The sequence below is a fragment of the Streptomyces brevispora genome (assembly GCF_007829885.1).
GTDB classification, from domain to species: Bacteria; Actinomycetota; Actinomycetes; order Streptomycetales; family Streptomycetaceae; genus Streptomyces; species Streptomyces brevispora.
In genome coordinates this window covers 5,896,273-5,914,965 of sequence record NZ_VIWW01000001.1, presented here as the reverse complement: position 1 = coordinate 5,914,965, position 18,693 = coordinate 5,896,273, and the positions used below count along the sequence as shown (strand labels likewise).

The following is an 18,693-nucleotide window of genomic DNA, read 5'->3' as shown; positions in this document are numbered from 1 at the left end:
GCACAAGGACCTGAGATGTCCGCTCACCCGGACGGCCCGCTGTCCGTTGACAGCCCCCTCACTCTCTCCCTACGGAGCGGCCGACACGGAGCGGCTGCCATCGCAGGTGTGTGCGCGAACTCTCTGTGGAGTCCGACCGTGGAAGAAGCCTTGAGGCCGTCTGGGCCGAGCGCGCCGGAGCGGACCAGTTTTGCTCGGATGCGGGGCGAACTCCGTAGCGAGAAGTACGGCTCCCCGGCCGAAGTGTCGTCCCGGGCTGACGTGGCCGATTCGGGGACAGAGCGCGTGAGGGCCAGGCGGACCGAGGTGGCCGCGGTGATCAGGTAAGCGCATGGGAAGTCCTCCGGATGTCCCACTGTCCGTGGACACCACCGGCATCGGGGATGTCTGTCTTCCGGTTGCCGACCAGACCTTCTGGCACACCTGCTCTCCTTGTTGGCTCATACCTCACCCTCCACGGGCTATCGTCAGCGACCCAGGTGGATCGTCGGCCTCGATTGAATAACGAGACCCGAGCGGTGTGAAGTGAGCGGAGCAGCATCTGCTTAGCCTGAAACCCGCGGTGAGGGACGCTTGGTGAAGGCCGCCGGATGGCGCTGTCACGTTGTTGAGTGTGTGAGTGCCTGATGGTGTGTCGGTGCGGTGGGACCGGGTTCCGACTCCGTGTTCAGGCCGTGGCAGGTAGGCCGACGACGCCGGTGACCTGGTCCCAGACCGCGAAGCGGGTGGTCATCTCGGCGCGGTATTCGGTGGCGGTCATCAGGTGGCGGCGGGGCCGGAAGTGGGGTGAGATGCCGCTGAACGCGGCCAGGTACCGCTGGGCTCCGCCGACGGAGCGGAAGCCTTTCATGGCGCGTTCGCGTTGCCGGGTGGGCTGATGACTGTTCTCCGCCCGATTGTTCAGGCCCTTGTGCGAGCGGTGCTCGACCGAGGGCATGACCTCGCGGTGGGCCGCGCCGTAGGAGCGCAGCGTGTCGGTGACGATCACCCGTGGCACCGTGCGGGTCTTCTTCAGCAGTCTGCGGAAGAAGCGCTGGGCTGCGGCCTTGTCCCGGCGGGACTGTACGAGGATGTCGAGCACGGTGCCGTCGGCGTCGACGGCCCGCCACAGGTACTTCTGCTCTCCGTTGATCTTCACGAAGACCTCGTCCAGGTGCCACTTGTCCCCGGGCCGGGGCCCCCGGCGGCGCAGCGCCCCGGCGTAGGCCTGCCCGAACTTGGCGCACCAGCGGCGGACCGTCTCATAGGAGACGAGCACGCCGCGCTCGAGCATCAACTCCTCGACCTCGCGGAACGACAGCGGGAAGCGGAAGTACAGCCACACGCAGTGGGAGATGATCTCCACCGGGTACCGGTGCCCCTTGTACGACGGCGGCGCGGACGACACGAGTGAACCCCTCCCCAGCACGATCAACTCCAAGATCATCCCAGGCCGGTCAACTAACGTGACAACGCCCTCCTGACTTGAGCGTGGTCCGCAGCGGCGTCACCAGAGACTGCCGCAGCAGCGTCGGGACGCCGTCCGCGTGCGGCTCCAGAAGATGCAGCACCAGGGTGCGGCTGGAGCCAGCAGGCAGTTCAAGGTCCAGCGTGAACACGGAGTGGCCGCGTTCGACGCCGGACGCGAGCAGCGTGGGGCGGCCACCCAGGGTTGCGTCGGTGAGGGCGGCTCCGACCCCGGCGTAGTACGACACCAGGAGGCGGTTGTCACCCGGCCGGGTGCGATAGGGAGGGGAGTCCCCCCTCATGGTCACGTAGTCGGGGAGGCCGGAGGCCGGCGCCCGGTTGCTCAGGGTCATGGTCACGGTGACCGGGCGGGCGCCGCCGGAGCAGGTGCCCGCTTCCCAGGTCAGGCTCCGGTCAAGGTAGTAGTCCAGCTTGCCGCCGGCCGCGTTGTTCACCACCAGCCCCGCGAACGGGCCGGGGGCATTTGGAAGTGTGCCCGAGTAGGGGCGGGACTCCAGGAGGCGCTGCTCCGCCGTGTGGGCGCTCCATACCTTCAGCCGTCCGTCCTGCTGGACGTCGTTCACGGCGGCGAGCAGTGCGGGCAGTCGGCGCGAGTCGTCGAGCGCCCCCATCAGCCGTGCAGCGGCTGCGCGGGCGGCGTCGACGAAGAACGCCTTGCGCCGGCCGATGTCGTCGTACTTGGCGTAGCTGGCCCGTTCGGTGAGGTCCACGACGTTGTCGGCGGTGAGCTCGGTGCCGTCGGCCATGCGGGCCGGGCCGGTGACCCGCAGGAGACGGCTCAACGTGACCGGGTCGACGGCGAGCGCGCCGTCCACGCGTTCGCCGGTGTGCTTGCGCCATGCCTCTGCCCAGATGCGGGCCGCGTAGGGGAAGTGTGGGCTCATGTTGGAGTTGGGCCACACCTGGGTAGGGTTGCTGCCCGCGTAACGAGCGTTGAACTCGGGTCCGAGGTCGATGTCCGGCTTCGCCCTTTCCATCTCCGTGTTGTTACCGAATCGCTCAAAGGACAGCCGGCCCCGGTCGGCCCGCAGCACGGCGAAGGCGCCCGGAAGACCTCCCGTGCCACGCGCCTCGGCGATGTTCTGGAACGCGAGGAAGTAACGCCGTTGTCCTTGCGTGCCGAGTATGGGCGGCAGGACGCGGGCCGCCAGGGAGACGTCGGTCATCACCGGGGTGAGGCGGTCGAGCTGCTGTTGCAGCGCGGCACGGGCCCCGTCGGCCGTCGGCAGCCAGGTGGACAGGGGAAGAGCGTGCACGTCGGCCTGCACCTCGTCCGCGACGCGGGCGGCCCGGACGAGTTCCGGCGCGTGCTTCTGCAAGGTTGCCAGGGCCTCGGACATACCGTCACCGCGGTTATCCGGTGCGAGTGGTGGCAGGGCTCTCACCAGCGGGGACAGCACGTCGCCGGCCAGCCGGTCGGCCGCGTACGCGGCCCCGCGCACGGTCCTGACCGGGCCACCGAGGAAGGGCAGGGCGGTGGCGGGGTACCAGGCCGGGCCGGTGGTGAGGCGATGCGCCCGTGCGGCGTGGGCGGCTGCGGAATACGCCGTCCGCTTTCGTTCCTGTGCGGATGCGGGCGCCGCTCCGGAGGCTGAGCCGGACATGGGTGCCACCGACTGCCGCAGTGCGTCGAGGTCCCGTTGGGCCGCGATCAGCTCGGAACGGGCGAGCAGCCCTGTGACACCGATCCAGGTGACGCCGGCCAGCGGCAGCGCCGCGGCCGCCAGCAGGGTGTTCTTGAGAACGCGACGGCGGCCCGGTGCCCCCTCGCGGGAGCGACCGGGCCTGCGCATGCGGAAGGCGTCTCGGCCGGGGCCGGGGCGCCGTGGTTCCGTTGAGTCGAGGTCTTGCTCCGTCATGAACTGCGGCGACGGCGCACGGCCAGCATTGTGCCCCCGCCCGCCGTAACCAGCCCGGCCGCGATGCCGCTCACTGCCAGGGTGTGCTCGCTGCCGGTGGCAACCAGGGCCGTGCCGTGATCGAAGCTCCCCTGTCTGTCGGAGTCGTGCGGACCGGGGCCACCCTGCCCGTCAAAATGGTCGGATCCGTTCGATCCGCCGGACCAGTTTGATTGCTCGGGCCCGCTGTGACCGTGCTCGTGCTCGTGCTTCGCGTGCAGCACCTTGATACGCGCGGTGAGCTCCCGACCGGTCTTGCGGCCCTCCAGCTCAAAGGTGTGGAACCCTGGCTTGGTCTTCCGCGGGATGGTCACCCTGCCCGTGACAACGCCCTTTGCGTTCGCCCTGAACTTACCCAGGACGACCTCATGCGAGTGCAGTTCCGCCACCACCAGTTCGAAGGGGGCGAAGCAATTGCCGCTGAACGTCAGCGTGCCCCCGGCGGGCACCACGGTTCTGCTGAGGGTGAGCTGCGGGGGCACCGGCGGGTAGGCGAAGCACGATGGGGAAGGCGGCTGTGCGTGGGCGGTATGTGCCCCCACCAGCGGTGCGGCGACGAGCACGGCAGCTGATGCTGCCGATGCCAGAGCAACCCGCCACCTGGGCGATGTCATCATCTTCTTCACTCTCCTCGACTTCAGTCCGGGCCACGCCGCAACGTCGGCCGTAAGCAAGATCTGGTTACCAACATCTGGATACATCGAATAAATGAGACATATGGCACCGATTGGCGTGGCGCCGCCCAGGAGTCACCCGATGGTGTAGCGCTTGCTTCCTGATGGCCCACGCCGTCACCCCGGCGGGGCGGTGTGCGTCGCCCGGGTCGTTCGGCGGGCCGACACAGGGGTGGCTCCCCCAGTCAGGGCGCGCAAGTCCCTATCGTCGGCTGCGTACACAGGGAACAGAACATCCCTTTTCGGGTGGTGGTTCCCTTGGTCTCATGAGGGGTGCAGCTTGGATCTCCACGGATTTCTGAAGGCTCTTGCCAGACGCTGGCCGACCGTCGTGGTCTGTCTGGTTCTCGCGGTCGGCGCGGCGCTCGCCGTGACAAGCTTGAGCACACCCGTCTACGAGGCGAGGACCCAGCTTTTCGTCGCCACCCGAACCGGTGAAGACACCACCCAGCTGAACCAGGGGCAAAGCTTCTCGCAGGCGCGTGTGCAGTCCTACGCCGCGATCGTGACCACCCGCCAGGTGACCCAGCCCGTGGTGAAAGAGCTGCGACTGCGCACCACCCCGGAGGAACTGGCGTCCCGGATCACCGCCGTTGCCCCGCTCAACACCGTGCTCATTGACATCACCGTCCGGGACGCCAAGCCCGCGCGTGCGGCACGCATTGCCAACGCCGTGGCCGAGCAGTTCAGCGCAGCCGTCGAGCGACTGGAGTCGCCCAGCCACGCGTCCGGTTCGGAACGGTCCCGAAGCCGCCACACAGACGACGGTGTCTCGCCCGTCTCCCTGGGCGTCACCCAGGAGGCCGTAGCCCCCGCCGGTCCGGTCTCGCCCCGCCCGCTGCTGAACCTGGCCGCAGGAGCACTCAGCGGCCTGCTGCTCGGTGCCGGAATCGTCGCCCTGCGCGAGACCCTCGACACCACGCTCAAGACAAGCGAGGCTCTGGGCGAGTTCACCGCGCTGCCGGGTCTCGGCACCATCCCGTTCGACAAGAACGCCCCCCGGCAGCCGCTCGTCAGCGCCGAGGGACACTCCAAGCGCGCCGAGGCCTTCCGCAAGCTGCGCACCAACCTGCAGTTCTCACAAGTCGATGACCGGCCCCGGATTATCGTGGTGACGAGTTCCGTGCCCGGGGAGGGTAAGACCGACACGGCGGTGAACCTCGCCCTGTCGCTCGCTGAAGCAGGCGTCTCCACCTGTCTGGTCGACGGCGACCTGCGCCGTCCGTGCGTGGCCCCGGCCTTCGGCCTCGTCCAGGACGCCGGTCTGACCACGGTACTCATCGGACAGGCCAGCATCAAGGACGTGATGCAGAAGGTCGGCGGCCAGCTCTCGGTCCTCGCCAGCGGCGCCGTACCGCCCAATCCCACCGAACTGCTCGCCTCTGCACGCATGGAAGAGGTTCTGCGCGAGCTGGCGGACACCTACGAGGTCGTAATCCTCGACACCGCACCGCTATTGCCGGTCGCTGACACGGTCGGACTCGCCTCTCTGGCCCAGGGAGCGCTGCTCGTCGTCCGCGCCTCGAAGACCAGCCGGGACCAGGTCCGTGCCGCCGCGGAATCGCTGGACTGCGTGGGCGTCCGCGTCCTCGGCACCGTCTTCAGCATGGCCCCGGCCCCCAAGGGCGGCCGCTACGGCACCTACGGACAGTACGGCGAGCTGCCCGCTCCCCGTGCGTCGGCTTCTTTGCAGAAGGAAGCCGTCACACCCGCGGGGACGCGCCGCGCGGGCGTGAAATGACCAGAGTCCTGTTCGTCTGCACGGGCAACGTGCACCGCTCGGTGCTCGCCGAGCGGCTGCTGGCCGCGAGGCTTCCGTCCGGCTCGGCCGTGCGGCCGGAGAGCGCCGGCACGGAGGCGTGGCGCCGGCCAGGCATGGAGAGCTCCACCAGAGCGGTGCTGGAGAAGCTGGGCGGTGACGGCTCCGGTTTCGCGGCCCGCCCGCTCACCGCGCAGCTCGTCGAGGGAGCGGCGCTGGTCCTCGGGCTCGCCATCGAGCACCGGGAAGCGGCCGTGCGGCTCGCGCCGTCGGCGATGCGACGCTGCTTCACCCTGAAGGAGTTCGTGCGTCTAGCTATGGGGGGAGTCAACGAAGCACAGGGCGGGGAAGGTACGGCGACCGCGCATGACGGCGTACCGGACAAGGAACGCCCGCGGGTCGTGGCCGGTTTGGACGTCGTAGTCGCGGCCGCAGCCACTCGTCGGGGCGTCGCTCCCCCGCTTCCGCCGGCTGAGGACGACGTCGCAGACCCGTGGGGCAAGCCCGACTCTGTGTTGTACGGGTGCGCCTGCGAGATCGATGGGGCGGTGAGCACGCTTGCCCTGCTGCTGGGCGGCCGGGCAAGCGTCTGAATCGAGGTCAAGGCCGCAGCCCAGCGCTTCTTCCGCAGACTGCTGAAGAAGACCCGCACGGTGCCACGGGTGATCGTCACCGACACGCTGCGCTCCTACGGCGCGGCCCACCGCGAGGTCATGCCCTCGGTCGAGCACCGCTCGCACAAGGGCCTGAACAATCGGGCGGAGAACAGTCATCAGCCCACCCGGCAACGCGAACGCGCCATGAAAGGCTTCCGCTCCGTCGGCGGAGCCCAGCGGTACCTGGCCGCGTTCAGCGGCATCTCACCCCACTTCCGGCCCCGCCGCCACCTGATGACCGCCACCGAATACCGCGCCGAGATGACCACCCGCTTCGCGGTCTGGGACCAGGTCACCGGCGTCGTCGGCCTACCTGCCACGGCCTGAACACGGAGTCGGAACCCGGTCCCACCGCACCGACACACCATCAGGCACTCACACACTCAACAACGTGACAGCGCCCTCGCAGGCGCTCACCGAGGGCCTGGAGATGGCCGGCAACGTGCTCTACGAAAGCACCGGCCTGTCCGGAGCCTCCTCGGTACGGGCCGGGCCGACGGGCAAACCGCCGAAGACCCGCGTGGCGCTGCCCGCGCCCTTGTTCGGTGAAGGGGTCACTGTGATCGGCCGGACCCTGTGGCAACTCACCTGGCGGAACCGAATCGCCATCGAGCGCGACGCGACGACGCTCGCGGAACTGCGCCGCGTGCCGTACCCGGACGACGGTTGGGGCATGTGCTTCCAGCAGTCGGCGCAGCGGCTCGTGACCAGCGACGGCTCGGCACGGCTGACGTTCCGTGCCCCCGCAACACTCGCGAAGACGGGTGAGGTCACCGTTACCGAGGGGGGCCGGCCGGTGAAGGGACTGAACGAACTGGAGTGCGTCGGCCCCACCGTATACGCCAACGTGCTCCCCACCGACCGGATCGTGCGTATTGATCCCGCCACCAGCGCGATCACTGCGACCATCGATGCCTGGGCCTGCTGGCCGCCGACGAAGTCGTCCCGGGGGCGACGTTGAACGGGATCGCAGCCATCCCCGGAACGGACCAGTTCCTGGTCACAGGGAAGTTCTGGCCCCGAACGTTCCGCGTGGTGTTCGTCCCGGCCTCGTGACGTCCTTTCGGTCGGCGACCTTACGAGCCGGGATCCCGGCCCAGACTTCCCAATCACCGGTCGATTCCAGCAGCACCGCGTTGGCGGCGATGATCGTCCCTCGACCAACCCTCGTCGTTCCACTGCCTCCGAGAACCTTGGCGCCTGCGCAGAGCAAGGCGTCGTCCTCGACCACGAAACCCCCAAAGTCCGAATCATGCGGAGAACGGAAGACGTCGGCCCGGCCGAGCGTGACTCCATGCCAGATCTGGACCCGATTTCCGATGGTCGTCCGAGGATGGATGACGACTCCGATCCCACGATGATGAATCTTCACGTTGTCGCCGAACTTCACCGTCCACGGGATGTCGGCGCCATACCAGAAGAGCATTTCATAGACGAATCGCTTGGGCACAAAGCGGAGCCGCCGCAGAAAGAAAATAAGTTTGATCCATGCCATGGGACGAACTCCTTCAGATCCTGAAAAAGGATTACGGCGTCGGCGACTCGACCTGTGGCGTGTCAATATCAGCCGGGTTCATCGACTGAATTTCGGCGGTCAGGTGCCACTCCGCGACAGCGGCGCGAAAGTGCCGCCACCAGATGAATCCGCCGGCGATGCTCGCGACAGCGAAGCCCGTGGCCGCTCCGGCCGCATCCCACAGAGCCGCGCCCAGGACGCCGCCGACGATCGTGACCGGGATGATGCTGAGCCGAGCCCGAAGACTGCGACGGGCCGCGCCCAACGCTCGGAGGCCGAGTGTCGCTCCTACGGACACGCCGGTCCCGCACATCATCAGGGCGATCTGCGGCAGGACCGACCGTACGCCAGGCCAGTTCTGACCGAGAAGGCGCTGGCCGATGGAAGCCGGCGTCGCCAGACAAACCAATCCCCAGACGACGCTCAACGCGAGAAGGACCCAACTTGCCGCGCGCGCGTTTCTCGCCAGGGCGTCCACCGAGAGGCGGGTGTTTCGAACGAACTCGGGAAGCAGAACGACACCAGCGGCCATGAGGATCACGCTGAGCGGCCCGAACACCAGGAGTGCGCCCCGAATGCTGCCAGCCGCCGCCAGACCTGCCGTGGCCCCGATGCCGAAGCTGACAAGATGCACGGCACCGGCGGCGGCAATGAACTCGCCAGCGAAGCGCCCGCCGAGGTCGGAGTGCTCGCGTAGCCAACCAGGAAGACCGGACCAGGCCGGAACGAGTCGGGACTGGCGGAGACCGAGGACGGCGCCCAGTCCCGCACCGACCCCCCAGACGACAATCATGATCGGACCCGACCTGGGCAACGCGCCCCCCGCCATCAGCCCGAACAGTCCGACCTGAGCGAGAACCCATACGAAGTCGTTCAGAACCGCTGATCGCACTCGCCCTGAAGCGAAGAAGACGTATCGCCAGGCATCTTGCACGAGAAGTGCGGGAGTCACGACGCCCAGCGCCACCAGAGCCCCGCCGACAGAGCCGCCGATGAGCAAGCCAGCCGCGAGACAGACACCACCGAGCAACAAGCTCAGCACGGTGACGGACCCCACAGCCCGTCGTGCTCCGGCGTCGAACACGGCCTGCTCCTGGGCCGTATATCGGATGGCGAGCGGTTCCGTGCAGAGAGATCGAGACACGCCGAGCAGGAGCAGATATACCGCGAAGGCCAGTGCGAAAGCGCCGAACTCTCCTGGCGCCAACGAGTGAGCGGCCAAGCCGCTGACAAAGAAATTGCTCGCGCTGGAGAGCACTTGGTCAATGAGTCCCCAAGCTGCACGAGCCGAGGCGGCTTTCTTCATAGGGGTTTCCTTCGCCGGGTGGTGAAAGCGGCCTTGGGGACTCAGTTTCCGGCGTGGGCAACGGCACTCGGCGTACGACGAACCGGAAGGCGCATCGCGATCCGGCGGAGCGTATACGAGGGCCGGGCTACCAGGGCGGCAGCGCACAGCGCGCTCGCCCTGACGTACCGTCCTTCCATCACCAGCAGGCCGGCGTCACGAAATCGTCGCGCCGCACCATCCCGCCGCCGCTGCGCCCTCGTGAGGCGATACGAGGACACGAACGATTCCAGGGTTGGGGCGGGCCGGCCTTCGAGCCGGGCCTCAGCCCGCTTCTCGACGAAGCGCGTGAGCATCTTCATCTTGACGTGCTGGCGTGCTGATGCGGAGTTGCTGTGAACGCGATAGGCGCCGAGCGGCCGCATGACCGTGGCAACCGATCCCGCCAACGCCAGTCGCGTCATGAGGTCGAGATCCTCGACGGGCGGAAGTGACTCGTCGAACCCTCCCGCGGCCCGCACGATGTCGGTCCGAGCGATCAGGGAAGAGATCGGGAACGGCATCAACCGACCCCGCTGCAGACGCTCTCGAGAGTCGGCATCCCGAACTTCCTGACCCATCCGGCCAAGTACGCGGCCGTTCCCGGACAGATACTGGAAGACCGCGCCCACCGCGACGAGACCGCGGTCATTCTGCAGGAGGCTGATCTGCTCGGACAGCTTCGCCGGATACCAGAGGTCATCAGCGTCGAGGAAAGCCACCATCTCGCCCCTGGCGAGGGCGAGACCGCGATTGCGGGCGGCTGCCACTCCCCGGTTCGCGCCTCGGTCGACACGAATACGCTCGTCACCGATGTTCTCGGCGATCACCGCACCGCCGTCGGTGGACCCGTCGTCCACCACGATGACTTCGAACTCCTGATGCGTCTGGCCGAGGACGGACGCGAGACAGGCTCCGATGTATTTCTCTGTGTTGTACAGAGGGATGATCACTGATACAAGCATGGTCGCCTCTCTAAGATCAGCACAGGTGCCCACAATGTCGGCCGATTCGGCCGTTCTCTTGAGCTCCGGGGAAGGCCACGGGGGCAGGGGAGATCAGCGAGGCACCGACACCGTCCTGATCACTCGATGCGCCGCCGAGACGTCCGTCAGGAACCGATCGAGATCGTCCGGCGGGAGGCGACGGCCTCGGTGGAGAGCGAGCTCGGCCACGGGACACGGGCGGCGCGACCTGAACTCGAGACGCGAGACCAAGTGGACGGGGTGCATCAGGGCGGAGGCCAGGAGCGCCGCGACAAGGGCTCTGGACCGGCGCACTTCGCATGCCTCCGAGCGGACGTCCGCGGCCACCCGACCGGCCCACCGACCGGCGATCTTGGGAAGGAGTACCCGAACGGCGAGATCCACGCCTTCCGGATCCTCATATGCCCCACGACGGACGGCGGCCAGCTCCCGGTCGGGAATGCGCACATTGCCCTTGTAGTCAAGACCGTACATCAGAGCCAGGACCACCGTCTGCGCTCCTGGCCGAAGGGTCCGGCCGTAAGGGCCCACCGAGCTCAGCGCCGCCAGGTCCTCCGCTCTTGCCCACGGTGCGCCCCTGAGGCTGCTGACTGACAGGAGGTCGACCTCGTCCACGACCGGCAGGCGGTCCGGATCGACTAGCAGGAGGACGCGGACGTCGGACACGTGGTCGCAAGGAACGACCACCGCGTCCGGCCGTGACCCGAGAAACCAGTCGGCAACCGTATCGGTGACGCCGGGCCAGGAGTGGCGGGGGGCCGCGGCGTCGAGATCACCCCGTCCGCTCAGGGCGCGGTCCAGGTGCTTGAAGACCGTCCAGTTCGGAACACTGTCCGTCAACTCCGCCAGCAACGACTCCCACGGCAGCGCCTCGGGTTGGAGATTCATAGGGTTCCGCCCTTTTCTCGCATTTTCATGACCTTCGCGGGGACTCCGGCAATGACGCTCATCGGCGGGATCTCACCACGGACAACGCTTCCGGCGGCGATGACACAGCCTCGCCCCACTCGCGCCCCGTCGAGGAAGGTGACGTTGGCGCCGACCCAGCAGTCGTCATCGATCGTGATCCCCTCACGGGTCAGACCCTGGTCACGGATCGGCCGACTGGTGTCCTTGAAGACATGGTTCTCCGAATGGAAGCTGACCCGGTTCCCCATGATCACGTCTTCCCCGATCCACACGCCGCCGGCGGCACCGATGAACGAGTGGGAGCCGATGGCCGACCTGGCGCCCATCACACAGCCCTCCCCGAGGTTGGTGATGATTCCGCTCGTCTCGATGATCGAGTACGGCCCGATGGTGACGTTGTCCCCGAGCACCAGCCCCCGGCGCGACAGACCGTCGAGCACGGCTCCGCGCCCGGCGGTCACTCCCTTCCCGACCTTGATCAGGCGGCGGTTGCGGAAGCTGACACCTCGGCCGACGCACAGCGCGCTCCAGAGCGACTTGCGCAGGCCGACGCCCCGAACGAGGCCGCGCAGGATGCCCAAGGAGCGGCGGCCGCTGATTCCGACGACCGAAGCCACCGGCAGGTCGGGATCGAGCCGGTACTCGGTCCTTTTGATCCGGCTGGCGGCGTACTCAGCCGCCTTGCGGATCCCAGCGTCAAGACCGCTCATGTCAGAACTCTCCTAAGCCAGCCTGGGAACGCTTGGGGCGAGCGCGTCATCCGCCCGGGTGCTCGGCCGGGTTGCGCCAAGGGCGACCAGAGCAGGAAGCACCACCGAGACGTCGTTCAGGCTGCTCTCGAAGATCGAGTGTGGGACGACAAAGCCAACGACTCCGAGCAGCACCGGGTCACGGAGCCGTCGAAGTTTGCCCCGGCCGGCGGTGAGAAACAGTACGAACCCGACCAGAAGAGCAGCGAACCCCAGCAGACCGGCCTGCACGAAGGCCGAGACCCACGAGCCGTCCAGCGGCTCTGCGGCGGTGAAGGCATGCGGGCTCGGCACGCTCTTGACCGCCATCCCCTTTCCGAACAGGGTCTGCGGGACTGTTCGTTCCACTTCGATAGCAGTCTCCCAGCGTTCGGAACGCCCGGTGAACGTGATGTCGACAAACTCAGTACCGCGGGCACTCTCCCGGATGTAGAGCGAGTGCAGAGGGTTCCCGAGAAGGGAGTTGAGCGTGATGAGGAGCACACAGCAGTAAAGGACCGGCACTCCCCTGCCCCGAGTGCTCCTTTGGACCAGCGCCACGCACAAACCGAATGCGGTGGCCAGGATGCTCGTGCGGGATCCGCTCACGATCACACCGGCCGTGAGCAGCAGGAGGCTGACGCCCTGCCACCGCGCGAGCTTGTCGCCTCTTGCCCATGGAACGAACAGCGTGATCAGCGCCAGGCCGGCGATCGCGCCGACGTTGTTCGGATGGGTCGGCGGTAGAAACCCGTACAACCGGCCCGATCTCAGAGGGTTGAAGCCCAACAGCATCGCCAGCAGGGAAACGCCGACGAACACGGTCCCAACCCGTGCGTAGATCACGAGGAGGCGCCGGGAGTCCATCCCGGCGATGACCCAGGCGCTCACGACTAGGAGCCCCGAGAACCGAGCCGAGCGGACGAACGAGACATCGAAGTCCGGGCCGAGGAGACCACCGGCCGCGGCGATGGCGCAGTAAACCAGCAGCGCCTTCACGGATCTCGGCCAGGCCGTCCGCTTGCGTCCTGCATAAGCGAGCAGGGCCGCGAGCGCCAGCAACGAAAACTTCAACAAGGCTGCCGCACCGCCTTCGGCGGCGGCAGGCCCGGACCACGGCATGCTGGTGGCGATGGCGATCACCCATGCCAGGGTCAGGCATTTCGTCGACGCCTGGCCTTCTACGGCGGCATCCGCGCAGTGCGCCCGCCGCATGCCCGCCACAGCGAGACCAGTGCTCACGCAATCACGTCCAGAATCTGTTTGGCCAGAACGTCCGGCGAGAGGGTTGCGTCGAGGTGAGCCACGGCGTTCGGAGGGGAGAGCTGACGCCACCGGCCCAGCTCGGATTCCGCTTCGTCGAGCGTGAGTTCCTGCTTCCGGGCCACGATCACATCGGCGGGGGCGTCGAGCACGATGGTCAGGTCCGGGCGGGGTGCCAGCCAGACCGCCAGACGAGCAAGTGTCGGGGGACCGTGGTAAGCCACGCTGACCGGCTGGGCGATGTAGTTGTACATCCAACGGTCGGCGACCACGAGGACATCGGGCCCCCGTAGACCGGCCACATGACGGCGCATGCCCATGACGTAGCCGGCCCAGAACCGGACGAGGTTTCTGCACAGCCGGCCCACGGACAGCACGCGGTGCGAGAGGCCGGCTGGAGCCAGCCCGGTCCGCTTCGGTGGCGGGGGGACGGTGGTGCATGGCATGGACACGGGTGGTGCGACCGTCGTCGGGATCCAGTGGACATAGGCGAAGCGGCGCCCGCGGGCCCGCGCCGCCCGCTCGAGGGCGCCAGCCACGGTCGTCTTTCCGACCCCGTCGGGGCCGACGAGAGCGACGAACACCTCAGACCGCCCTTCCGGCGAGAACCGAGGAGGAGGCACCGACAGCCATGGCGTACCACCGGTCAAGCAGATAGGGGATCCGTCGGGCGGTCCAGCGGTCATCACCAGCGTGCCGGGGACCGACCTGGTTCAGCGCCTGGGCGAGCGACCGGCAGACATCGGCCGACGGCGCGAGCTTGATTCCCTGTCCCGGCTGCACCACCGTTCCGGGGCCGCTGGTGTCGAGGCAAATCACGGGACAACCGGAGGTGACGGCTTCGGCAACCGCCCCCGGGGCCGATTCCCGACTGCTGGGAAACAGCAGCGCGTCGGCCTGGTGGAGCGCCTTGAAGACCTCGGACCGGTCCGCGGCACCGTGGAGCGTGATGCGGTCGTCGACGCCGAGCTTGCGAGCGAGAGCCAGGCTGGGCTCGCGCTCGGGACCTCGGCCGTACACGTCGAGGGTCCAGTCGGAGGCGGCCGGCTGTGCCAGGGCGCCAACCGCGGCCCGAAGGCCCTTCGACGGGATCAGACGGCCGATGAAGATGGCTCGCCGGGTCTTGTCACCGAACGACGCCGAGGGCCCGACGAGATCCGGCGGCAGATCGACCACGGAATTCTGCTCGACGACGAGGTTGGGGTGGCCCTTGAACCGCTTGGCCACGTCGTTGTTCTGAGCGATGATCACAGTGGCGTGCTTAGCCGTCCACGAGCCGAACGTGCGCGAGCCCACTGTCGTGACGATGGACCGGAGCAACTCGGAGGATGCCCACCGAGGCCCGTACGTCTTCCACATCCGGAACGGGAATGAAGTGACGCCGGGCCCGACCGGCCCCCACACTGAGGGGAGCCCGCGGATGAACGCCATGCCCGATGGCAGCCAGTCGATCGAGAACGTCATGTGATGGGCGACGTCGAATCGAACGTCTCGGTGGAGACGACGGGCCTCGGCGCGGGCCACCGCCTGCCAGATCGCATAGTACGGGTACAGCGTCCAGGCTCCTCGCTTCAGCGAACGGACCCAACGAGGGGCATCGACATAGACGGGATGCAGGTTGGGCCGCGGATCTGTCTTGAGGGCGCGCTCGATGGCCGGTCGGCTGCGGTGGCGCGTGAGGAGCCAAACCTCGTGCCGCTCGGCGGCGGCGGAAGCCCACCACCACCCGATGCCGCGCTCGGACGACTCGTCCGGGTCGCAGGCATAAGCTGACATCACAATCTTCATCACGAAGGATCCCCTCGATCGTTCCGATTTCCTGGAGCTGCGGAGAGCACGCTCACGTCGCGGCCAGCAAGTCGGAGAGGACGGCGGCTTGGTCGGCGTGTTTGCGTTCCACCCACGCCGGGACTTCTCCCTCAGCCGCCTTTGCACCACGGTCCAACCAGAAGAGCGCCGCCTCTTCGAGCTCGGGACCCAACGCCTTGGGAAGGCCAGCAGCCAACTGCCGGCCGTTCGGTGCCGTCATGATGAAGCGGGCGAGATCGGCGTGGGGGGGAGCCCAGTCGCTGCCTTCCCAGTCCAGCAGGTGGATGTCCCCCGTGCGATAGCGCCGGAGGTTCCAATGGGCAAGGTCACCGTGCATGGGGGTCCAATTGTCCGGCACATAGGCGTGACGTTCCAGAACCCCGAACGCGTCGTCGATGTCGGCGCAGAGATCCGTCACGGCGCGGAGGCCCAAGTGGACCGGAACGTGAAGACCGGCTGGCGTGGCGGTGGACAGCTCCACCGAGAGACCGTCATGGCAGAACTCCTCGAGTCGCATCGGCCAACGGATGCCCGTTCGGCCTCCTTCGGCCACTCGGGGAGCCAACCGCGGGACGTCCCGGGTCAGGAGCACTCGGGCGAAAGCCAGAGGAAGGTCGGCAGAGTCGAGAAACAAGGCGCCGAACTTCACTTGGGGTTGGTCGGCCGGCGGGAGGTGCCAGAGCACCGCACCGGCGGCCGGCCCGCGAACGTCACGGATGCGGGCCTCGATCGCCGCCCAGCTCTCGGGGGAAATCGGCAGCGGCCACGACCCGGCAGACCGGAGTCCAAGCGACGGAACGGCCCGGACGATGCGGTAGGCCATCCGCTGGAGGGCCAGACCTCGACGCCCGTTGGCCGGGCACATCGCGACCATCTGACGCGCCACTGCCTTGGAGGAAGGATGTCCCACGACGCGAGAACGCAAGGAGAACTGCTTCATGCCTGGAAGCCTCAAATCAGTTGTCCCGGACTTATCGGCGCGTCGGCGACAGCACTTGAGGAGCAACTTCCGGGACTGTCAGGCGGCTCACCGAGGCGACCGCTCCAAACACTCCCTGGGCGAATCGGTCCTTCCCGAAACGAGCGCGCACCGCCCGGGCACCTTGGGCGCCCATGTCCGTCGCCTTCGCCGGGTTCGAGAGAAGGCGGGCGGCCCCGGCCGCCAACGTGGCCGCATCGCCGGGTGGGAAGAGGAAGCCGTTGACACCGTTCTCCACGATCTCGGGAAGGCCGCCGACAGCGGTGGCCAGGACCGGTCTCCCGGCAGCCAGACCCTCAACCGCCACGTTGCCGAACGACTCGAGGGTGGAGGGGACGAGGACCACATCGGACCTGGCGTAGGCGGACGAGGTGTCGATCTGGTAGCCGCCGAACTCAACGCGATCGGTCAATCCGAGCGAGGCGGCCTGCCTTCTCAGGGCCTCCTCGTACCACTCGTAACCATCGAACGTGTCCCCGACGAGTTCCAGTACGACATCATGACCCCACTGAACGAGCAGCGACAGCGCCTCGATGGCCAGATCCTGACCCTTGCGGGGGCTGAGGCGCCCCACGAGCAGCAGACGGCGTGTGCGACCGAAAGCCGGAGGCGACGGCAGCGCCGCGGGCATGTCGAATCCGTTGTAGACAAGCGACACTCGGGGTCCAACGCGCGGCAGCCGGCTCCGAACGTAGCGTTGCGTCGCCTGCGAGTTGACGACCAGGCGGTCGGCCAGCAAAAGCGGGCTGAGGAGGACGGACGCCAGCGGGCCGGGAAGCTGGTCGAGTTCGTGGACATGGCAGATCACTCCCACCCCGGCCTTCCGACCGGCGGCCATCCAGTGCGGCAGCGTGATGGTGTTGACGTAGACGACGTCCGGAGCCAGGGAGCGGATGGACGCGGCCAGCCCACGCACCGTCGGCCAGGCCTGGGCGGCAAGCGCGCCCAGCGGCCGGACAGAGAGCAGTGAGCGGCGCAGGATAGGGAAGTCCGCGGTGTGGACCGGAACGAAGTCGCTCTCCAGGCGCTCTGCCAGCCTTCCGTGCCGAGGGAGGATCACCTCCACCGAGGCACCGGCCCCACGCAGCGATCGGATCGCGTCGAGGAACACCCGGTCGGATCCGTACAGGTCCGCCGACGGGTTGACCGCCAGGACTCGTCGGCCACTCACCCCGGTCACCGACCCGGTTCCAGGATCGTCTCGCGGCCGGCTTCCTTCTCCGCCCACTGCGTCTCAAGCGCGGTCCGTCGCCAACGAGGGCTGCGAGCCACCGTCATGAGCAGTCGTTCGTAGGAATCCGCGACCTGCTCGAGGCTGAATCGGCCGTTGGCTCGCTTGACGGCGAGGGCCCGAAGCTCGTCATCGACGCCGCTCGTACTATCAAGGCGGCGCATCAAGGCAGGTAGCGTGTGGTCGAAGTCGCAGAAGTACTCGCCAGCCTCCCCGAGAGCCTCCCGGTTGAACACAGTATCCAGGGCAATGATGCGTGCACCACACCCCATGGCTTCAAGGAGGGAGGGGTTGATCCCACCGACCGAGTGGGTGTGGAAGTAGGCGCGGGCCAGTCGGACCGTCGTGGCGTAGGCGGCTCGGTCGGTGATGTGACCACCGAGAATCAGGCGTGAATCCTTCTCGGCAAGCTCACGGAGTTCCCGGGTGACGGGCGAGTCGTAGTTCGCGGCACCAAGAACGACCAACGGCGTGCGCGCACCGCTGGCGAGGTAGCTGCAGGCAACGCGGTGAATGTTGTTCTCGGGGATCAGCCGGCCCGCGATGAGGAAGTAGCCGTAGGGAGACACACCAAGTGAGTCGAGCGCTTCCAGACGCTCGTCGTGGTCGATCTGCGTCCAACAGTATGGGATCACGGTCGACTCAGCCTTGAACTGCTGCTTGTAGACGTCACGCATGCCGATCCCATCAGCGATGAGAGCCGAGGCGCTCCAGCGGGCGATATGCGCTGATCCTCGGAAGTAGGCACGAGCCGCGCGGCCCCATTTGCCACGAAGCCACTCCTGGCCGTCCGTGTTGAGGGCGATGCGCTGCCCGGCAAGCCGGGTGAGAAGGCAGAAGGCGGCATTGGCCACGTTCACCACCAGGACGACGTCGTGCTGGGCACGACGTGTGGCAAGAGCGGCAAGCGCACCATGGGAAAGCGTGCTGAGCTGCTTCGAGGCGATGGCGGGCAGAAACACCTTCTTCACGCCCTGGTACGAAGGAGTCTCCTCGACTTCGCCCGAGCGGCAATACATCGTGACCTGATGTCCGCGCGCTGCCAGTTCGGGCAGGAGCACCGTCAGAAACGTCTCGTAGCCGCTGTAGGTCGACGGGATTCCCCTCGCTCCGAACACGCCCAGATCGAGGTGTTCAGGGACCTGGACATTGCGCATCTCATAAAGTCCGTTCCCGGTGTCCGGCGCCGTCGCGGCAGTGATGTGATGCGCTGGGCCGTGCATGATGCTCCTTGAACAGGCTGGCCGAATTCTCTCAACATGCGATGGTCAGTGCCGTGGGGGAAGCGGGGCGCGGGACCCTTCGGGTCCGCCAACGCCTCTGCCGCAAAGGGTTGGAGAGGGCATCCGGAACGTCGGCCGGAACCTGGCGCGCTATGCGGTTCCCGTGGGGTGAGCCGCAGGACATGGTGAGTCGCGCACTCGCGTGCGTGAGCCGTGACGGGCACCCCCGGATACTCGACCGCAGAAGCGGTCTGAGCCTTCCTTGCTGACT

The 18,693-nt window shown here is 67.5% G+C and carries 17 protein-coding genes and 1 pseudogene; 4 read left to right on the top strand and 14 right to left on the bottom strand.

Annotated elements, in window-relative coordinates:
* Nucleotides 1-667: 667 nt before the first annotated feature.
* The 3 genes from FHX80_RS27225 to FHX80_RS27215 all read right to left on the bottom strand — a co-directional run bounded on the left by FHX80_RS27225 (nucleotide 668) and on the right by FHX80_RS27215 (nucleotide 3,928).
* Nucleotides 668-1,426 carry an IS6 family transposase gene (locus FHX80_RS27225; protein ID WP_145766609.1) on the bottom strand — a complete coding sequence of 253 codons (759 nt, stop codon included), beginning with the start codon at nucleotides 1,424-1,426 and terminating at the stop codon, nucleotides 668-670.
* Nucleotides 1,427-1,436: 10 nt separating this feature from the next.
* Nucleotides 1,437-3,260, bottom strand: coding sequence for a DUF4012 domain-containing protein (locus FHX80_RS27220; protein WP_167523660.1), 1,824 nt, complete (start codon nucleotides 3,258-3,260; stop codon nucleotides 1,437-1,439).
* A 62-nt stretch (nucleotides 3,261-3,322) separates the two neighbouring features.
* Nucleotides 3,323-3,928 (bottom strand): hypothetical protein, encoded by a 606-nt coding sequence (locus FHX80_RS27215; RefSeq protein WP_145766607.1) that lies wholly within the window; start codon nucleotides 3,926-3,928, stop codon nucleotides 3,323-3,325.
* Between the two features lie 391 nt (nucleotides 3,929-4,319).
* Here FHX80_RS27215 and FHX80_RS27210 point away from each other — a divergent pair, with 391 nt between their 5' ends.
* From FHX80_RS27210 to FHX80_RS27195, 4 genes and pseudogenes are all read left to right on the top strand, one after another.
* On the top strand, nucleotides 4,320-5,780 hold the full coding sequence (locus FHX80_RS27210; protein ID WP_167523658.1) for a tyrosine-protein kinase domain-containing protein: 1,461 nt from the start codon (nucleotides 4,320-4,322) through the stop codon (nucleotides 5,778-5,780).
* Nucleotides 5,777-6,391 carry an arsenate reductase/protein-tyrosine-phosphatase family protein gene (locus FHX80_RS36010; RefSeq protein ID WP_145766605.1) on the top strand — a complete coding sequence of 205 codons (615 nt, stop codon included), beginning with the start codon at nucleotides 5,777-5,779 and terminating at the stop codon, nucleotides 6,389-6,391. The genes FHX80_RS27210 and FHX80_RS36010 overlap by 4 nt, the downstream gene beginning before the upstream one ends.
* A gap of 15 nt (nucleotides 6,392-6,406) precedes the next feature.
* Nucleotides 6,407-6,781 (top strand): annotated as a pseudogene (locus FHX80_RS27200) (IS6 family transposase); the annotation flags it as partial.
* A 64-nt stretch (nucleotides 6,782-6,845) separates the two neighbouring features.
* On the top strand, nucleotides 6,846-7,415 hold the full coding sequence (locus tag FHX80_RS27195) for a glutaminyl-peptide cyclotransferase (RefSeq protein WP_244318464.1): 570 nt from the start codon (nucleotides 6,846-6,848) through the stop codon (nucleotides 7,413-7,415).
* A 39-nt stretch (nucleotides 7,416-7,454) separates the two neighbouring features.
* On the opposite strand, the gene FHX80_RS27190 is transcribed toward FHX80_RS27195, so the two are convergent.
* From FHX80_RS27190 to FHX80_RS27145, 11 genes are all read right to left on the bottom strand, one after another.
* A complete protein-coding gene (locus FHX80_RS27190; RefSeq protein ID WP_145766604.1) occupies nucleotides 7,455-7,949 on the bottom strand; it encodes an LbetaH domain-containing protein in 495 nt (164 codons plus the stop codon).
* Between the two features lie 31 nt (nucleotides 7,950-7,980).
* Nucleotides 7,981-9,276, bottom strand: a complete 1,296-nt coding sequence (locus FHX80_RS27185; RefSeq protein ID WP_145766603.1) for an MATE family efflux transporter — start codon at nucleotides 9,274-9,276, stop codon at nucleotides 7,981-7,983.
* 41 nt (nucleotides 9,277-9,317) lie between these two features.
* Complete coding sequence (locus FHX80_RS27180; RefSeq protein WP_167523656.1) at nucleotides 9,318-10,247, bottom strand: glycosyltransferase; 930 nt, start codon at nucleotides 10,245-10,247, stop codon at nucleotides 9,318-9,320.
* A 105-nt stretch (nucleotides 10,248-10,352) separates the two neighbouring features.
* A complete protein-coding gene (locus tag FHX80_RS27175; protein ID WP_145766601.1) occupies nucleotides 10,353-11,168 on the bottom strand; it encodes a hypothetical protein in 816 nt (271 codons plus the stop codon).
* Nucleotides 11,165-11,899 carry an acyltransferase gene (locus tag FHX80_RS36005; RefSeq protein ID WP_145766600.1) on the bottom strand — a complete coding sequence of 245 codons (735 nt, stop codon included), beginning with the start codon at nucleotides 11,897-11,899 and terminating at the stop codon, nucleotides 11,165-11,167. The genes FHX80_RS27175 and FHX80_RS36005 overlap by 4 nt, the downstream gene beginning before the upstream one ends.
* Before the next feature lie 12 nt (nucleotides 11,900-11,911).
* A complete protein-coding gene (locus FHX80_RS27165; protein ID WP_167523654.1) occupies nucleotides 11,912-13,159 on the bottom strand; it encodes an O-antigen ligase family protein in 1,248 nt (415 codons plus the stop codon).
* Nucleotides 13,156-13,764: a nucleoside/nucleotide kinase family protein gene (locus tag FHX80_RS34855; RefSeq protein WP_167523653.1), complete on the bottom strand. Its 609-nt coding sequence runs from the start codon at nucleotides 13,762-13,764 to the stop codon at nucleotides 13,156-13,158. The genes FHX80_RS27165 and FHX80_RS34855 overlap by 4 nt, the downstream gene beginning before the upstream one ends.
* 1 nt (nucleotide 13,765) lies before the next feature.
* Nucleotides 13,766-14,968, bottom strand: a complete 1,203-nt coding sequence (locus FHX80_RS27160; RefSeq protein ID WP_244318641.1) for a glycosyltransferase family 4 protein — start codon at nucleotides 14,966-14,968, stop codon at nucleotides 13,766-13,768.
* A gap of 52 nt (nucleotides 14,969-15,020) precedes the next feature.
* Nucleotides 15,021-15,929: a phosphotransferase gene (locus FHX80_RS27155; protein ID WP_145766597.1), complete on the bottom strand. Its 909-nt coding sequence runs from the start codon at nucleotides 15,927-15,929 to the stop codon at nucleotides 15,021-15,023.
* 31 nt (nucleotides 15,930-15,960) lie between these two features.
* The gene (locus tag FHX80_RS27150) at nucleotides 15,961-17,079 is read right to left on the bottom strand and encodes a glycosyltransferase family 4 protein (RefSeq protein WP_167523651.1); all 1,119 of its coding nucleotides are present in this window, start codon (nucleotides 17,077-17,079) and stop codon (nucleotides 15,961-15,963) included.
* A 65-nt stretch (nucleotides 17,080-17,144) separates the two neighbouring features.
* Nucleotides 17,145-18,422 (bottom strand): DUF1972 domain-containing protein, encoded by a 1,278-nt coding sequence (locus FHX80_RS27145; RefSeq protein WP_145766595.1) that lies wholly within the window; start codon nucleotides 18,420-18,422, stop codon nucleotides 17,145-17,147.
* Nucleotides 18,423-18,693: the final 271 nt, after the last annotated feature.

Coding starts and splice junctions, on each gene's coding strand:
- FHX80_RS36005 (WP_145766600.1), bottom strand. CDS start 11,899: ATGAGCGGTCTTGACGCTGGGATCCGCAAGGCGGCTGAGTACGCCGCC.
- FHX80_RS27190 (WP_145766604.1), bottom strand. CDS start 7,949: ATGGCATGGATCAAACTTATTTTCTTTCTGCGGCGGCTCCGCTTTGTG.
- FHX80_RS36010 (WP_145766605.1), top strand. CDS start 5,777: ATGACCAGAGTCCTGTTCGTCTGCACGGGCAACGTGCACCGCTCGGTG.
- FHX80_RS27145 (WP_145766595.1), bottom strand. CDS start 18,422: ATGCACGGCCCAGCGCATCACATCACTGCCGCGACGGCGCCGGACACC.
- FHX80_RS27185 (WP_145766603.1), bottom strand. CDS start 9,276: ATGAAGAAAGCCGCCTCGGCTCGTGCAGCTTGGGGACTCATTGACCAA.
- FHX80_RS27225 (WP_145766609.1), bottom strand. CDS start 1,426: ATGATCTTGGAGTTGATCGTGCTGGGGAGGGGTTCACTCGTGTCGTCC.
- FHX80_RS27155 (WP_145766597.1), bottom strand. CDS start 15,929: ATGAAGCAGTTCTCCTTGCGTTCTCGCGTCGTGGGACATCCTTCCTCC.
- FHX80_RS27175 (WP_145766601.1), bottom strand. CDS start 11,168: ATGAATCTCCAACCCGAGGCGCTGCCGTGGGAGTCGTTGCTGGCGGAG.
- FHX80_RS27160 (WP_244318641.1), bottom strand. CDS start 14,968: ATGAAGATTGTGATGTCAGCTTATGCCTGCGACCCGGACGAGTCGTCC.
- FHX80_RS27220 (WP_167523660.1), bottom strand. CDS start 3,260: ATGCGCAGGCCCGGTCGCTCCCGCGAGGGGGCACCGGGCCGCCGTCGC.